Annotated in this window: 14 protein-coding genes; all 14 read right to left on the reverse strand. The window is 61.9% G+C overall.

The annotated features are described in order from the left end of the window. Positions 1–61 precede the first annotated feature (61 nt). From ftsA to mraZ, 14 genes are read right to left on the reverse strand one after another with little or no spacing between them, the layout of a single operon-like run. Entirely contained in the window at positions 62–1,321 is a 1,260-nt protein-coding gene (ftsA, locus tag AC07W4_RS08230) for a cell division protein FtsA (protein WP_007989901.1), read from the reverse strand. 15 nt (positions 1,322–1,336) lie between these two features. Beyond that, a complete protein-coding gene (locus AC07W4_RS08235; protein ID WP_495032110.1) occupies positions 1,337–2,206 on the reverse strand; it encodes a cell division protein FtsQ/DivIB in 870 nt (289 codons plus the stop codon). Between the two features lie 4 nt (positions 2,207–2,210). Continuing rightward, positions 2,211–3,194 (reverse strand): D-alanine--D-alanine ligase, encoded by a 984-nt coding sequence (locus AC07W4_RS08240; protein WP_495032111.1) that lies wholly within the window; start codon positions 3,192–3,194, stop codon positions 2,211–2,213. Continuing rightward, positions 3,191–4,651 carry a UDP-N-acetylmuramate--L-alanine ligase gene (murC, locus tag AC07W4_RS08245; RefSeq protein WP_007989894.1) on the reverse strand — a complete coding sequence of 487 codons (1,461 nt, stop codon included), beginning with the start codon at positions 4,649–4,651 and terminating at the stop codon, positions 3,191–3,193. Before murC ends, AC07W4_RS08240 begins: the two co-directional genes overlap by 4 nt. Then, positions 4,644–5,714: an undecaprenyldiphospho-muramoylpentapeptide beta-N-acetylglucosaminyltransferase gene (gene murG / locus AC07W4_RS08250; protein WP_495032112.1), complete on the reverse strand. Its 1,071-nt coding sequence runs from the start codon at positions 5,712–5,714 to the stop codon at positions 4,644–4,646. The genes murC and murG overlap by 8 nt, the downstream gene beginning before the upstream one ends. Beyond that, complete coding sequence (gene ftsW, locus AC07W4_RS08255) at positions 5,704–6,921, reverse strand: putative lipid II flippase FtsW (RefSeq protein WP_008045920.1); 1,218 nt, start codon at positions 6,919–6,921, stop codon at positions 5,704–5,706. Before ftsW ends, murG begins: the two co-directional genes overlap by 11 nt. After that, a complete protein-coding gene (gene murD / locus AC07W4_RS08260) occupies positions 6,918–8,264 on the reverse strand; it encodes a UDP-N-acetylmuramoyl-L-alanine--D-glutamate ligase (RefSeq protein ID WP_495032113.1) in 1,347 nt (448 codons plus the stop codon). Before murD ends, ftsW begins: the two co-directional genes overlap by 4 nt. A gap of 6 nt (positions 8,265–8,270) precedes the next feature. Next, positions 8,271–9,353 carry a phospho-N-acetylmuramoyl-pentapeptide-transferase gene (gene mraY, locus AC07W4_RS08265; RefSeq protein WP_108228490.1) on the reverse strand — a complete coding sequence of 361 codons (1,083 nt, stop codon included), beginning with the start codon at positions 9,351–9,353 and terminating at the stop codon, positions 8,271–8,273. Continuing rightward, the gene (locus tag AC07W4_RS08270; RefSeq protein WP_495032114.1) at positions 9,353–10,720 is read right to left on the reverse strand and encodes a UDP-N-acetylmuramoyl-tripeptide--D-alanyl-D-alanine ligase; all 1,368 of its coding nucleotides are present in this window, start codon (positions 10,718–10,720) and stop codon (positions 9,353–9,355) included. The genes mraY and AC07W4_RS08270 overlap by 1 nt, the downstream gene beginning before the upstream one ends. Continuing rightward, on the reverse strand, positions 10,713–12,176 hold the full coding sequence (locus AC07W4_RS08275; RefSeq protein WP_495032115.1) for a UDP-N-acetylmuramoyl-L-alanyl-D-glutamate--2,6-diaminopimelate ligase: 1,464 nt from the start codon (positions 12,174–12,176) through the stop codon (positions 10,713–10,715). Before AC07W4_RS08275 ends, AC07W4_RS08270 begins: the two co-directional genes overlap by 8 nt. Beyond that, a complete protein-coding gene (locus AC07W4_RS08280) occupies positions 12,176–13,915 on the reverse strand; it encodes a peptidoglycan D,D-transpeptidase FtsI family protein (RefSeq protein WP_177318792.1) in 1,740 nt (579 codons plus the stop codon). The genes AC07W4_RS08275 and AC07W4_RS08280 overlap by 1 nt, the downstream gene beginning before the upstream one ends. Then, a complete protein-coding gene (ftsL, locus tag AC07W4_RS08285; RefSeq protein WP_032829321.1) occupies positions 13,915–14,208 on the reverse strand; it encodes a cell division protein FtsL in 294 nt (97 codons plus the stop codon). Before ftsL ends, AC07W4_RS08280 begins: the two co-directional genes overlap by 1 nt. Continuing rightward, entirely contained in the window at positions 14,205–15,152 is a 948-nt protein-coding gene (gene rsmH / locus AC07W4_RS08290; RefSeq protein ID WP_008045933.1) for a 16S rRNA (cytosine(1402)-N(4))-methyltransferase RsmH, read from the reverse strand. The genes ftsL and rsmH overlap by 4 nt, the downstream gene beginning before the upstream one ends. Further along, complete coding sequence (gene mraZ / locus AC07W4_RS08295) at positions 15,149–15,604, reverse strand: division/cell wall cluster transcriptional repressor MraZ (protein ID WP_007917012.1); 456 nt, start codon at positions 15,602–15,604, stop codon at positions 15,149–15,151. Before mraZ ends, rsmH begins: the two co-directional genes overlap by 4 nt. Positions 15,605–15,802 lie beyond the last annotated feature (198 nt).

The following is a 15,802-nucleotide window of genomic DNA, read 5'->3' on the forward strand; positions in this document are numbered from 1 at the left end:
TTACATTCTCTAGTTTTTTCGCCTACTGCGTGCTTCGGTAAAACGGTATTGCGGTAAATCTTCAGAAATTGCCCTGGACCCACTTCTTCAGGCGGTCCAGCAGCGGAGCCTGTGGCTCTTCGTTGCTGTAGCTGTCGCGGCTGCCGATTCCCGAGAACGAGATGCCGTCGGACTGCTTCTGCAGGCCGTACATCAACAGGCCGACGCCGGTGGAATAGATCGGGTTGCGCACCACGTCATCCAGACCTTTCACGCCGTGAGGCACGCCCAGGCGCACCGGCATGTGGAAGATTTCCTCGGCCAGTTCGGTAGCGCCTTCCATCTTCGACGTACCGCCGGTCAGCACGATGCCGGCCGGGATCAGGTCTTCGTAGCCACTGCGGCGCAATTCGGCCTGGATCAGCGTGAACAGTTCGTCGTAGCGCGGCTCGACCACTTCGGCCAGGGCCTGGCGGGACAGCTCGCGCGGCGGACGGTCGCCGACGCTTGGCACCTTGATGGTTTCACCGGCACCGGCCAGCTTGGCCAGGGCGCAGGCGTAACGGATCTTGATTTCTTCGGCGTACTGGGTCGGAGTGCGCAACGCCATGGCGATGTCGTTGGTCACCTGGTCACCTGCAATCGGGATCACCGCAGTGTGACGGATCGCGCCTTCGGTGAAGATCGCGATGTCGGTGGTGCCACCGCCAATGTCCACCAGGCACACGCCCAGCTCTTTCTCGTCATCGGTCAGTACCGAGTACGCGGAAGCCAGTTGCTCGAGAATGATGTCGTCGATTTCCAGACCGCAGCGACGCACGCACTTTTCAATGTTCTGTGCGGCGTTGACGGCGCAGGTGACCACGTGGACCTTGGCTTCCAGACGCACGCCGGACATGCCCAGCGGTTCGCGGACGCCTTCCTGGTTATCGATCACGTAATCCTGCGGCAGGGTGTGCAGCACGCGCTGGTCAGCCGGGATCGCCACGGCCTGGGCGGCGTCGAGCACTCGCTCAAGGTCGGCAGAGCTGACTTCGCGATCACGAATCGCCACGATGCCGTGGGAGTTCAGGCTGCGGATGTGATTGCCGGCCACGCCGACGAACGCCGAGTGAATGCGGCAACCAGCCATCAGCTGCGCTTCTTCGATGGCGCGCTGGATCGATTGCACGGTGGATTCGATGTTCACCACCACGCCTTTTTTCAGGCCACGGGACGGATGGGTACCGATCCCGACGATTTCCAGCGTGCCGTCGTCCGCGACCTCGCCCACCAGCGCCACCACCTTGGAGGTGCCGATATCGAGACCGACGATCATTTTGCCGCTTTGCACGTTTGCCATGGGTCCTGCCTCTTCTTAATTCTTCGCGACAGCGGGTTGGGCTGCCGTGGGCGCTACAGGTTCCCGCCAGCCAACAGCGAGGCCGTTGGCGTAGCGCAGATCGATGCGCGCAATGTTCGTAATCTGTTCTTTGAGCGTCTTGTCATAGATGGCGATGAAACGGCGCATCTTTTCCACCTGGTTGCCGCGTCCCAGCAGCAGTTCAATCCCGGGACCCGCGCTGCCGGGACCGGTGGTCAGGAACCAGCTGCCGCGATCACGCAGTTCGAGGCGTGCAATCGAGAAGCCCAGCGGCCTGAGCATCTGGCTCAGCACCTGGTATTGCTGCATCACTTGCTGCTGGGCCCGCTGCGGGCCGAACAGCTGTGGCAAGTGTTCGTAGTTCGCCAGCTCACGCGGAGTGAAGGCCTGGCCCTGATTGTTCAACAGCGACTCGTCGCCCCAACGGGCCACCGGCAGTTGTTCTTCCAGGCGGATCACCACTTGATCCGGCCACACCCGGCGCACTTCGGCGTGGGCAATCCATGGCATCGTTTCCAGCTCGGTGCGCATGCTCGCCAGGTCGATGGTGAAGAAGCTCGACGCCACGTACGGGGCGATCCGCTGCTGCACCGCTTGCTGGCTGATGTAACTCAGGTCGCCCTGCACGTTGATCCTGGTGATCGGCCGGTCGGCATACGGCAACAACCGTGTCGCGCCTTCGTAAGTACCGACCCCCAACGCCACCAGCAGTACCGGCCAGAACAACGCTTTGAGAAAACCGAAGTTGGCTTTCGGCAGGCGCGCGGACATCGGCTCTTTGGCCACCATTCGGCTGGCACCCCGCGGTACCGGCTTGCGGCCGGTCGGTGCGGTGGGCTGATGTCTGAGCTGAGCGCCTTGCATGGCCTTAACCTCTCATCGACTCTTGGTTACCGGCAGTGTTGCCGACAACGCTCTCGGCCAAAATGGCCAGAACCAGTTGCTGGAAATCCAGACCGGCGGCACGGGCCGCCATCGGCACCAGGCTGTGATCGGTCATGCCCGGTGCGGTGTTGACTTCCAGGAACCAGAACTGCCCGTCGGCGTCCTGCATCACGTCTGCCCTGCCCCAACCGGCGATACCCAGCGCTTCACAGGCTTTCGCCGTGAGGTCCATGAGTTCCTTTTCCTTGGTGCTGTCCAGGCCGCACGGAATGCGGTACTGGGTATCGTTGGCGATGTACTTGGCGTCGTAGTCGTAGAAGCTGTGCGTCGTGCCCAGGGCAATCGGTGGCAACACCTGGTCACGCAGGGTGGCGATGGTGAACTCCGGACCGTGAATCCATTGCTCGACCAACACTTGCGAATCGTAGGTACTGGCCGCTTTCCATGCGTCGATCAACTCGGACGCAGAACTCACTTTGGCCATCCCGATACTTGAACCTTCATGGGCCGGTTTGACGATCAAAGGGAAGCCCAGTTCCGTGGCCGCCGAAATACAATCGGCCTCGCTGCAAAGGACCGCGTGACGTGGGGTCGGAATGCCCAGGCTGTGCCAGACCTGCTTGGTGCGCAGCTTGTCCATGGCCAGGGCCGACGCCAGGATGCCGCTGCCGGTGTACGGAATGCCCAGGCATTCGAGCAGGCCCTGCATGCTGCCGTCTTCACCGCCACGACCGTGGAGGATGATGAAGGCGCGGTCGATCTTTTCGCTCTGCAGACGCTGCAGCAGGTCATCGCCCACATCGAGGCCGAACGCGTCCACACCGGCGGTTTGCAGTGCATCCAGAACGGCGTTGCCGGATTTCAGGGACACTTCGCGCTCGGCGCTCTTGCCGCCGAACAGCACGGCGACGCGGCCGAAGTCTTTCGGCGCGATCGTGGAGACCAGGTTGGCGTAGGCAGCACTCATTTCAACTTCCCCTTCTCCGGCGCGGCAACGGCACCGGCGAACAACTCACTTTTCAACAGTTTTGGTGCGAGACCGCCGATATCGCCGGCGCCCTGGCACAGCAGGATGTCGCCGGCGCGCAGCAGCGGCTTGACCACTGGCGCCAGGTCGACACCACGCTCGATGTAGATCGGGTCAAGCTGGCCACGCTGACGGATGCTGTTGCACAGCTTGCGGCTGTCGGCGCCCGGAATCGGCTCTTCGCCGGCCGGATAGACTTCCATCAGCAGCAGTACGTTGGCGTCGGCCAGCACATTGACGAAATCGTCGTACAGGTCACGGGTGCGGCTGTAACGGTGCGGCTGGTAGACCATCACCAGGCGGCGCTCCGGCCAGCCACCGCGTACGGCCTTGATCACGGCCGCGACTTCCGTCGGGTGGTGACCGTAGTCATCGACCAGCATCACATTGCCACCATCCACCGGCAGTTCGCCGTAGACCTGGAAGCGTCGGCCGACACCCTGGAACCCGGACAGGCCCTGGACGATGGCTTCATCGCTGACGCCTTCGTCGGTGGCGATGCAGATGGTCGCCAGTGCATTCAATACGTTGTGGTTGCCCGGCATGTTCACCGAAACATCCAGCGGCTCGCGGTCAGGGCGCAGCACGGTGAAGAAGGTCTGCATGCCTTGCTGGCGCACGTTGATGGCGCGCACGTCGCAGTCTTCGCCGAAGCCATAGGTGACCGTCGGGCGTTTGACCTGCGGGAGGATTTCACGCACCACCGGATCGTCCAGGCACACCACCGCCAGACCATAGAACGGCAGGTTGTGGAGGAATTCGACGAAGGTTTTCTTCAGTTTGTTGAAGTCACCGTCGTAGGTCGCCATGTGATCGGCGTCGATGTTGGTGACCACGGCCACCAGCGGCTGCAAGTGCAGGAAGCTGGCGTCGCTTTCGTCGGCTTCGGCGATCAGGTAACGGCTGGTGCCGAGTTGGGCATTGGTGCCCGCGGCGTTCAGGCGTCCACCAATCACGAATGTCGGGTCCAGGCCACCAGCGGCGAACACCGAAGCGATCAGGCTGGTGGTGGTGGTTTTGCCATGGGTACCGGCAACGGCAATGCCGTGGCGATAACGCATCAGTTCAGCCAGCATTTCAGCACGCGGCACCACCGGGATACGGCGTTCCAGGGCGGTGGCGACTTCCGGGTTGGACGTGTTCACGGCGCTCGATACGACCAGCACATCAGCGGCCGCGGCGTTCTCGGCGCGATGGCCGATGAAGATCTGCGCCCCGAAAGACTCCAGGCGCTCGGTCACCGGCGAAGCCTTCAGGTCGGAACCGGACACGGCATAACCCAGGTTCAGCAACACTTCGGCAATCCCGCACATGCCCACACCGCCGATACCGACGAAGTGGATGCGACGGATGCGGCGCATTTCCGGTTGCGGCATGGCTTTCTGACTCTCAACCATGGGCCACCTCCAGGCAGCTATCGACCACGTTACGGGTGGCATCGGGTTTGGCCAGGCGGCGTGCCGCGGTAGCCATTTCGTTGAGTCGTTGTGGTTGCATCAGGACCTCTGTCAGACGAGCGGCAAGATCCGCTGCGCCAGTCGTTCTTTGTGGCATCAGGAAGGCTGCGCCTTCACGGGCCAAATATTCGGCGTTGCGGGTCTGGTGATCGTCGATGGCATGGGGCAAAGGCACCAGCACCGAGGGCAGACCGGCGGCGGCCAGTTCACTGATGGTCAGCGCGCCTGCGCGACATACCACCAGGTCGGCCCAGCCGTAGGCTTGGGCCATGTCTTTTATGAAGGGCTGCACCTGCGCCTCGACGCCAGCCGCGCGATAGCGCTCTGCAGTCACTTCATCGTGGTTTTTGCCGGCCTGATGGAACACTTCCGGACGCAAGTCGGCAGCGACTTGCGACAGGGCTTCAGGCAGCAACTTGTTCAACGGCTCTGCGCCCAGGCTTCCGCCCAGGATAAGCAAACGCGCCTTGCGACCGGCCAGGGCAGGTCGCGATGTCTCGAGGAACAGCTCTGTGCGCACCGGATTACCGGTGGTCCGGCGGCTGTCCGACAGGGTAAAGGTGTCGGGGAACGCTTCACAGACTCGGGCGGCAAACGGCACCAGCAACCGATTGGCGGTACCGGCCACGGCGTTCTGCTCGTGAACGATCACCGGCACGCCGGCCAGTTTGGCCGCGACACCGCCAGGACCGGTCACAAAGCCACCAAAGCCCACGACACAGACCGGTTGCAGACGACGAATGATCGCCCGCGCCTGCCAGACCGACTTGAGCAACATGAACGGCGCCTTGAGCAGGGACAATTTGCCCTTGCCCCGCAGACCGCTGGCGTTGATCCGATGCAACTCGATACCGGCCATCGGCACCAGATCGTTCTCGATCCCACGCGGGGTGCCGAGCCAGTGCACGGTATAGCCGCGTGCCTGGAATTCGCGGGCACAGGCCAGCGCCGGGAACACGTGTCCACCGGTGCCGCCGGCCATGATCATGACGTTAGCGCCCATGGTTCGGCTCCTCGGCGAAGTCGCTTTCATGGAACTCCATCTCTTCACTACCCAGGTGGGTACGACTTTCCCACTCGATGCGCAGCAACAAGCCGAGACAGGCACAGCAGATCACCAACGAACTGCCGCCATAACTGAGGAACGGCAGGGTCAGCCCCTTGGTCGGCAACAGACCGACGTTCACGCCGATGTTGATCAGGAATTGACCGATCCACAGAAACGACAGACCGTATGCCACGTAAGCTGCAAAAAACTGCTTGGCCTTTTCAGCCCACAATCCGATGTACATGCCGCGAATACACACGAAAACGAACAGTGCCACGGTGCACAACGAACCCACCGCACCCAGCTCCTCGGCCAGGACCGAGAACACGAAGTCAGTGTGGGCTTCCGGCAGGTAGAACTGTTTCTGCACGCTGTTGCCCAGGCCGACACCCAGCCATTCGCCGCGACCGAAGGCGATCAATGCCTGGGACAACTGATAGCCGGCGCCGAACTGGTCGGCCCACGGGTCGGCAAAGTTGGTCAGACGCGCCATTCGATACGGCTGCATTTGAATCAACAGCACCACCGCGCCGACGGCCAGCACCACCATCAGGGAAAAACGGAACAGCCCGACGCCGCCAAGGAACAGCATCGCCGCCGCCGCGCCCATCATCACGACGGTGGCACCGAAGTCCGGCTCCATCAGAAGCAGACCCGCCATCGGCAGCAGCACGATGAACGGCTTGAAGAAGCCCATCCAGCTTTCACGCACTTCTTTCTGGCGACGCACCAGATAACCGGCGAGGTAGATCACCACGAAGACCTTGGCGATCTCGGAAGGCTGAACGTTGAAGAAACTGAAGCCGATCCAGCGCATCGAACCGTTAACCTCGCGGCCGATCCCCGGAATGATCACCATCACCAGCAAGCCGAACGCCCCCAACAGCATCAACCAGCCCAGGCGTTGCCAGGTGGCAATCGGGATCATCATGGTGACGATGCAGGCACCCAGGCCCAGCACCACGTAAATAAGGTGGCGAATCATGTAGTACAGGGCGCTGCCCGACTGCACGGCCGCCACTTCGGTCGATGCCGAGGCGATCATGATCAGCCCCAGGCCGAGCAGCGTCAGGCAACCGGCGAGCATCGGGAAGTCGAGGTCGATCCCGCGCCCGGTAATGAGCGGCGATGGAAACGGCTTGATGATGCCTTTGAGGCTCATGCCAGATCCTCCACGGCTTGGACGAACTGGTGACCACGGTCTTCGTAGTTCTTGAACATGTCGAAGCTGGCGCAGGCTGGCGACAGCAGCACCACGTCGCCCGGTTGGGCGGCGGCGCGGCATTGTTCGACGGCTTCGACCAGGGAAGCGACGCGGATCAGCGGAACGGCGTCGCCAATGGCCTCGCCGATCTTGTCGGAGTCGCGGCCCATCAGCACCACGGCGCGGCAGTTGGCCGCCACCGGATCACGCAGGTCCTTGAACTCGGCACCCTTGCCGTCGCCACCGGCGATCAGCACGACCTTGCCGTCGATGTCCGCGCCCAGGCCCTCGATGGCCGCCAGTGCGGCACCGACGTTGGTGGCCTTGGAATCGTTGTAGTAACCCACGCCGTCGAGGTCGCGGACCCACTGGCAGCGGTGCTCGAGACCGGCGAAGGTGCGCAGGCTCGACAGCATGGCATCGAACGGCAGGCCGACCGCATGACCCAGGGCCAGGGCCGCCAGGGCGTTGGACTGGTTATGGGCGCCGCGAATCTTCAATTCGCGCACTGGCATCAGGTTCTGGAATTCGAAGGCCAGGTATTTCTCGCCGTCTTCTTCACGGATGCCAAAGGCCTTGAAATCGGGTTTGCTCAGGCCGAAGGTCCAGCACGGCTGGCCCTCGCCCATCAGCGGACGGCTCAGGGCATCCTGACGATTGACCACGAACTGCCTGGCGCCCCGGAAGATCCGGTGCTTGGCCAGGTGATAGGCCGGCAGACCGCTGTAACGGTCCATGTGGTCTTCGCTAACGTTGAGCACGGTCGCCACTTCGGCGTTGAGCTGATCGGTGGTTTCCAGCTGGAAACTTGACAACTCCATCACGTACAACTCGATGTCGTCGCTAAGCAGGTCCAACGCCGGGGTACCGAGATTGCCACCGACGGCAACACGTTTGCCGGCCGCCGCCGCCATTTCGCCGACCAGCGTGGTGACGGTACTTTTCGCGTTGGAGCCGCTGATGGCCACGATCGGTGCCTTCGCGTTACGCGCGAACAGCTCGATGTCACCGGACAACTTCACGCCACGGGCGGCGGCAGCCTGCAGGGCCGGGGTCGCCAGCGCCAGGCCGGGGCTCACGTAGAGCTCGTCGGCACGGCACAGGAATTCGACGTCCAGCTCGCCACAACGCACTTCCACGTGGGGGTAGTCACGCTTGAGCGTGGCCAGTTCCGGTGGATTTTCCCGCGTATCGGCCACGGCAAACGCCACGCCCCGATTCGCCAGGAAGCGAACCAGGGACATGCCGCTCTTGCCGAGGCCGACAACGATGCGGAAGTGGTCAGAAGCGATCAGAGACACGTGTTTCTACCTCAGCTTCAGGGTGGCAAGGCCGATCAGCACGAGAATCACGGTGATGATCCAGAAACGGACGATCACGCGCGGCTCGGGCCAGCCCTTGAGTTCAAAGTGGTGGTGAATGGGCGCCATGCGAAATACACGGCGACCGGTCAGTTTAAAAGAGGCAACCTGAATGACGACTGACAGGGTTTCCATCACGAACACGCCGCCCATGATGAACAGGACGATTTCCTGACGGACGATCACCGCGATGGTGCCCAGGGCCGCGCCCAGCGCCAGTGCGCCGACGTCACCCATGAAGACCTGTGCCGGATAGGTGTTGAACCAGAGGAAGCCCAGGCCGGCTCCGATCAACGCGCCACAGAACACGATCAACTCACCGGCGCCCGGTACATAAGGAATCAGCAGGTATTCGGCGAATTTCACGTTACCCGACAGGTAGCAGAAAATGCCCAGGCCACCACCGACCATCACGGTCGGCATGATCGCCAGGCCGTCGAGGCCGTCAGTCAGGTTGACCGCGTTGCTCGAACCGACGATCACGAAATAGGTCAGGACGATGAAGCCTGCGCCCAGCGGAATGCTGTAGTCCTTGAGCATCGGCAGGATCAGCGTGGTTTCCACCGGCGTGGCGGCAGTCATATAAAGAAAGACCGCCGCGCCCAGACCGAACACCGACTGCCAGAAATACTTCCAGCGGCTCGGCAAGCCACGGGAGTTCTTCTCGATGACCTTGCGGTAGTCGTCGACCCAGCCGATGGCGCCGAACAGCAAGGTCACCAGCAGTACGACCCAGACGTAACGGTTGCTCAGGTCAGCCCACAACAGGGTGCTGACACCGATGGACGACAGAATCAGCGCGCCGCCCATGGTCGGTGTACCCGACTTGGACAGGTGCGACTGCGGGCCGTCGTTACGGACGGACTGGCCGATCTGACGGTTCTGCAACGTGCGGATCATCCATGGGCCATAGCACAGCGACAAGACCAGCGCGGTCAGTACACCGAGAATCCCGCGCAGGGTCAGGTACTGGAAGACCGCGAAGCCTTTGTAAAACTGTTGCAGATACTCCGCTAGCAGCAGCAGCATTAATGTTTCTCCAGACTGGACCCGCACAAGGCGGCGACGATGTTTTCCATCGCAGCGCTGCGCGACCCCTTGATCAAAATGGTGGTATTTGTGTCTTGCTCGGCACCCAGGGCCTTGATCAGTTCAGCCTGAGTGCTGAAGTGAAAAGCCTGCGGACCGAATGCGTTCACGGCGTGAGCCATCATTGGCCCGACGGCGTACAGCGCAGAAACCTTGCCACGGGCGTACTCGCCCACGTCGCGGTGCCCCTGCTCCGCCCATTCGCCCAACTCGCCGATATCCCCGAGCACCAGGACGGTGCGACCGGAAAAGCCGGCCAGTATATCAATGGCAGCGCACATGGAGGTGGGGTTGGCGTTGTAAGTGTCATCGATCACGCGCATGCCGTTGGTGGCCAGTTGCGCGACGGTGCGCCCCTTGACCGGTTGCACCGCGCCAAGGCCGGTGGCGATACCGAGCAGTGACACACCCAGGGCATGGGCGGCAGCGGCGGCGGCCATGGCATTGGCGACGTTATGGGTGCCGAGCAGGTTCAGTTGAACGCGCTCCACACCTTCAGGGCTGTGCAGGTTGAACGCCGGGCAGCCGCGGGCATCGGTGGCCAGGTCACTGCCATGAAAATCGGCGCTGGAATTGCTCAACGCAAACGTCAACACTTTGCGATCACCGGCGCGTGCCTTCCAGATACCGAATGCCTTGTCGTCGAGATTGAGAACGGCGACGCCATCGGCATCCAGCCCTTCGATGATCTCGCCCTTGGCTTCGACGATTTTGTCCGGCCCGCCGAACTCGCCGACGTGGGCGGTCCCGGCATTGTTGAGAATGGCCACGTGCGGCCTGGTCAGGCCGACGGTGTAGGCAATTTCACCCAGGCGCGAAGCGCCCAGTTCGATCACGGCAGCGGTGTGTTCCGGCGCCAGTTCGAGCAAGGTCAGCGGCACGCCGAGGTCGTTGTTAAGGTTGCCACGGGTGGCCAGCACCGGACCGCGAGTACGCAGGATGCTCGCAAGCATTTCCTTGACCGTGGTCTTGCCACTGGAACCGGTGACGGCCGCGACAGGATGGGTGTAGGCGGCGCGATTGAGCGCGCCCAACTGGCCCAGGGCCTGGCGGGTGTCGCTGACCAGTAACTGCGGCAGCGTGCTGCCGGCGACTTCACGCTCGACCAGCGCGGCCACGGCGCCCTTGGCGGCGACTTCATTCAGATAATCATGACCGTCAAAACGCGGACCGGTCAGGGCAATAAACAACTGACCCGGCCTGATTGCACGACTGTCGATGCTGACGCCGTCAAAACCGGCATCGGCGGACACCAGGCGAGCCTTCAACGCACCGGTCAGTTCACTCAGTTTCAAGGCCTTAAGCATGGGCCACCTCCCACGCGGTCAAGGCATGATCGGCCTCGACCAGATCGGAAAAGGCATGGCGTTCGCCGTTGATTTCCTGATAGTCCTCGTGACCCTTACCGGCCAGGACAATCACGTCATCCACCGAGGCACTGGCGATCAGCCGGGCAATCGCCTGACCACGACCGGCAACGAACTCCACTTTATCCACAGCCGTGAAACCGGCGCGGATGTCATCGAAAATCACTGCAGGGTCTTCAGTACGCGGGTTGTCGTCGGTGACCAACACACCATCGGCCAGGCGCTCGACCACTTCGGCCATCAACGGACGCTTGCCGCGATCGCGGTCGCCGCCACAGCCGAACAGGCACAACAGCCGGCCCTTGGCGTGCGGACGCAGTGCCAGCAGTACTTTTTCCAGGGCATCCGGGGTGTGGGCGTAATCGACCACGACCAGCGGCTGCGAGCCTCCACCCAGACGCTGCATGCGACCGGCAGGGCCTTCAAGCTTCGGCAGGACCTTGAGGATTTCGTCCAGGGCATAATCCAGACCGAGCAACGCGCCGACCGCGGCCAGGACATTGCTCAGGTTGAAGCGACCGAGCAAGGTGCTGCGCAGGTGGTGCTCGCCCTGTGGCGTGACCAGCGTGGCGCGCACGCCTTCGTCGTCGAATTGCGCCTGGCGGCAATACAGGTAGGCGCTGGAATCTTCCAGGCTGTAGGTGATCAATCGCGATTCGAGCTTGTCGGCGGCCAGTTGCCGACCAAACTCGTCGTCGAGATTGACCACACGGCATTTCAAGTCATTCCAGGCAAACAGCTTGCCCTTGGCTTCGCCGTAAGCCTGCATGGTGCCGTGGTAATCCAGGTGATCGCGGGACAGGTTGGTCATCACTGCCACATCGAACGCCAATGCAGTCACGCGGCCCTGGTCCAGGCCATGGGAAGAAACTTCCATCGCCACGGCTTTGGCCCCGGCCTTTTTCAGGTCCGCCAGGGTCGCTTGCACGGCAACCGGATTCGGCGTGGTGTGCAGGCCGCTTTCCAGCGCGCCGTAGAAACCGGAACCGAGCGTGCCGACCAGGCCGCAGTGCTGGCCGAGCAGGTCCAGTGCCTGGGCAACCAATTGAGTCACGCTGGTCTTGCCGTTGGTGCCGGTCACGCCCACCAGGTTCAGGTGATGGCTTGGCTCGCCATAAAAACGCCCGGCGATGTCCGACAGCTGTGCCGCCAGGCCTTTGACCGGAATCAACGGCACTTCAGTGATCGGCAGGACCGTGGCGCCTTCTACTTCATAGGCCACCGCGGCAGCACCGCGCTGCAAGGCGTCGGCAATATGCGCGCGGCCATCGAATTTCCCGCCCGGCACGGCGAGGAACAGATCGCCCGCGCGCACATTGCGGCTGTCCAGGGCGAGCTCGCGAATCAGCAGATCATGGCCGGCGTGAGGGAAAATCTTGTTAAGGCTCAGAGACATCAGCCGCGCCCTCCATTGGCTTTCAGCGGAACGACCGGTGTTGCGTTCGCTTGTTGAGTGGGTGGCAGGTTGTCCGGCGTAATGTTCATCAGGCGCAGGGTGCCCGACATCACGCGACTGAACACCGGCGCGGAAACCAGGCCGCCGAAGTAACCGGCCTTGGTCGGCTCGTCGATTACCACCACTATGGCGTAACGCGGATCGCTCATCGGGCCGAAGCCGGCGAACAGCGAACGGTAGGAGTTTTCGGCGTAACCCTTGGTGCCGACCGAGGTTTTACGCGCAGTACCCGACTTGCCGCCCACGTGATACGCCGGCACCTGCGCACGGAACACACCGCGAGGGGCCTCGATCACTTGCTGCAGCATGCCTTGCATGGTTTTCGCGACCGCCTCCGGCAGCACCTGAGTGGTTTGCGGCGCCTTGTCGGTCTTGATCAGGGTCAGCGGTGCGAGGCGACCGTTGTTGGCCAGGGCCGAGAAGGCGTGGACCAGCTGGATCGCGGTCACGGAGATACCGTAGCCGTAGGACAGCGTGGCGGTTTCTGCCTTGCGCCATTCGCGGTAGTTCGGCAGGTTGCCGACGCGCTCGCCCGGGAAGCCCAGGCCGGTGTCCTGGCCAAGGCCGACTTTCTGCGCCAGACGGAAAATGGTTTCGCCGCCGATATCGAACGCGACCTTGCTCATGCCGACGTTACTGGAGTTGATCAGGATGCCGGTCAGGTCGAGCACCGGACCTTCGGTCTTGGAAACGTCCTTGATGGTGTACTTGCCAATCTGCAAGGAGCCCGGATACACCTCGACGGTGTCGCTCGGTTTCCAGCGGCCGGATTCGATGGCGGCGCTCATCGAGATCGCTTTCATGGTCGAGCCTGGCTCGAACACGTCGATCATCGCGCGGTTACGCATCATCGCCGGCTGCAGGTTGCGACGGTTGTTCGGGTTGTAGGTCGGTTGGTTGACCATCGCGAGAATCTCGCCGGTCTTCACGTCCATGATCACCAGGCTGCCGGCCTTGGCGCCGTTCTCGATGATCGCGTTGCGCAGTTCGCGGTTGGCCAGGTATTGCAAGCGCAGGTCAATGGACAACGCCAAGGGCTTACCGGCCTTGGCGTTTTTGGTGACCTGCACATCCTTGATCAGCCGGCCGCGCCGGTCCTTGATCACCTGACGCTTGCCGGGAACCCCGGCCAGCCATTCGTCGTAGGCCAGTTCGACGCCTTCACGACCGTGATCGTCGATGTCGGTAAACCCGACCATATGGGCAGTGACTTCACCGGCAGGATAAAACCGCCGGAACTCTTCGATGCCATAGACACCCGGCACCTTCAGGTCGAGCACAGCCTGGCCCTGCTCCGGGGTCAACCCGCGCACCAGGTAAATGAATTCTTTGTTGGCCTGGGCTTCGAGACGCTCGGCCAGGGCTTTCGGGTCCTGCCCCAAGGCAGCCGCCAGTGCCGGCCACTTCTCTTTGGCCGTTTGCATTTCCTTGGCATTGGCCCAAAGGGTGGTGACCGGAGTACTCACGGCCAAGGGCTCGCCGTTACGGTCGGTGATCAGACCACGGTGAGCCGGAATCGGAATATGACGAACGCTGCGGGCATCGCCCTGACCTTTGAGGAAGGCACGATCGACCACTTGCAAATCGATGATGCGCCAGGCAATCGCGGCCACCATGATACCGAGCAACCCCAGCACCACGCGGAACCGCCAAGGAAAGAGTGCACCTTCGAGTTTCATCATGGCGCCACCATCTTCACGTCAGCGGCACCGGGGATGTGCATTTTCAATTGTTCGGTGGCCAGCACTTCGATACGACTGTGGGCGGTCCAGGTGCTCTGCTCCAGAATCAACCGGCCCCACTCGGCTTGCGCCTTGTCGCGCACGCTCAATTCGTTGTACAGCGAATTCAATAGCTGACGGTTCCAGTGGGCGCTGTAGGACACGCCGATGGCCGAAATGAGCACGCCGACAAACAGCAGCAGCATGAAGAAGCTTCCGCCGGGCAATGGCTTGGCGAAAAGCCTGCTCACCGCAGCTTCTCCGCCACACGCATGACAGCGCTACGGGAACGCGGGTTGGCTTTGAGTTCGGCGTCGGAGGCCGTCTGCGCTTTGCCATGAATTTTGATTTTCGGTTCGAAGGCGACATGCCGAACCGGCAGGTTGCGCGGCAGGTTGTCGGCTTCGCCTTTGACCAGCTTGCGCATGAACAGTTTGACGATACGGTCTTCCAGCGAATGGAAGCTGATCACCACCAGGCGACCGCCCACTTCCAGGCATTCCAGCGCGGCTTCGAGGCCGGTTTCCAGGTCACCCAGTTCGTTGTTGACGTGAATACGCAACCCCTGGAACGCACGGGTTGCAGGGTTCTTGCCCTTCTCCCACGCCGGGTTGGCGACCTTCAGGACTTCTGCCAGGTCACCGGTGCGCTCGAATGGCTTGATGTCGCGGCGCTCGGCCACGGCACGGGCCATGCGGCCGGAGAAACGCTCTTCGCCGTATTCCTTGAACACCCGGGCGATTTCTTCCACGGGCGCGGTGTTGACGAATTCGGCGGCGCTGATGCCACGGGACGGATCCATGCGCATGTCCAGCGGACCGTCGTTGAGGAAGCTGAAACCACGTTCCGGGTCGTCGAGCTGTGGCGAAGACACGCCCAGATCCAGCAGAACGCCGCTGACCTTGCCGGCCAGACCGCGTTCGGCGACTTCGGAACCGAGTTCGGCAAAGCTGCGCTGCACAACGACAAAGCGGCCGTCTTCGGCCGCTAGCGTCTGCCCGGTGGCAATCGCTTGTGGATCTTTGTCGAATCCGAGCAACCGACCATCGGGACCGAGCTGGCTGAGGATCAACCGGCTGTGTCCGCCGCGCCCGAACGTGCCGTCCAGATAGCAGCCATCAGGACGTACGGCGAGAGCCTCGACGGCTTCGTCAAGCAGTACGGTGATGTGGTTAAAGCCGCTATCAATAGTCACAGGATCAAATCACGCAGTTCATCAGGCATCGCGCCCGGTTGTTGAATGGCAGCCAGGTCAGCGGCAGAAACCGCGTTCCAGGCATCCTCGTCCCACAATTGGAACTTGTTCAGTTGGCCTACCAACATCGCGCGCTTATCCAACTTGGCATATTCACGAAGACGCGGCGGAACCAGAAAACGACCACTGCCATCGAGCTCGAGATCGACGGCATTACCAATCAGTAAACGTTGCAGGCGGCGGTTCTCTTCGCGAAGCGAAGGCAGTGCGCGCAGTTTGGTTTCAATAATTTCCCACTCATCGAGGGGGTAAACACACAAACAAGGATCAACGGCATCAATTGTCACGATCAATTGACCGGAACTGCGCGAATCGAGCTCGTCACGGTACCGGCTCGGCATTGCGAGACGGCCCTTTGCATCGAGACTGATAGCGTTGGCTCCGCGAAACACGTCAGCGTTTCTCCAAATTCTAGCGTTTTGAGTTCAAAAAACCCACTTCATGCCACTTTCCGCCACTTGCGCACACTATAGGAATGCGCCCACCACACCGTCAAGGCGCGGAGCAAAGGAAAACCCTTACAGAACTGAGATTTAGGAGCATTAACGGAGAGGTAACGACAATCCGGCAGATGAAACTGACCGATAACT

Source organism: Pseudomonas sp. GW821-FHT02A08 (assembly GCF_059422045.1).

What these genes read in the sequence shown, in the direction of transcription:
- ftsW (WP_008045920.1), bottom strand. Translation starts at nt 6,921, where the DNA reads ATGAGCCTCAAAGGCATCATCAAGCCGTTTCCATCGCCGCTCATTACC.
- AC07W4_RS08275 (WP_495032115.1), bottom strand. Translation starts at nt 12,176, where the DNA reads ATGTCTCTGAGCCTTAACAAGATTTTCCCTCACGCCGGCCATGATCTG.
- AC07W4_RS08240 (WP_495032111.1), bottom strand. Translation starts at nt 3,194, where the DNA reads ATGAGTGCTGCCTACGCCAACCTGGTCTCCACGATCGCGCCGAAAGAC.
- murC (WP_007989894.1), bottom strand. Translation starts at nt 4,651, where the DNA reads ATGGTTGAGAGTCAGAAAGCCATGCCGCAACCGGAAATGCGCCGCATC.
- AC07W4_RS08235 (WP_495032110.1), bottom strand. Translation starts at nt 2,206, where the DNA reads ATGCAAGGCGCTCAGCTCAGACATCAGCCCACCGCACCGACCGGCCGC.
- mraY (WP_108228490.1), bottom strand. Translation starts at nt 9,353, where the DNA reads ATGCTGCTGCTGCTAGCGGAGTATCTGCAACAGTTTTACAAAGGCTTC.
- ftsA (WP_007989901.1), bottom strand. Translation starts at nt 1,321, where the DNA reads ATGGCAAACGTGCAAAGCGGCAAAATGATCGTCGGTCTCGATATCGGC.
- AC07W4_RS08280 (WP_177318792.1), bottom strand. Translation starts at nt 13,915, where the DNA reads ATGAAACTCGAAGGTGCACTCTTTCCTTGGCGGTTCCGCGTGGTGCTG.
- AC07W4_RS08270 (WP_495032114.1), bottom strand. Translation starts at nt 10,720, where the DNA reads ATGCTTAAGGCCTTGAAACTGAGTGAACTGACCGGTGCGTTGAAGGCT.
- murG (WP_495032112.1), bottom strand. Translation starts at nt 5,714, where the DNA reads ATGGGCGCTAACGTCATGATCATGGCCGGCGGCACCGGTGGACACGTG.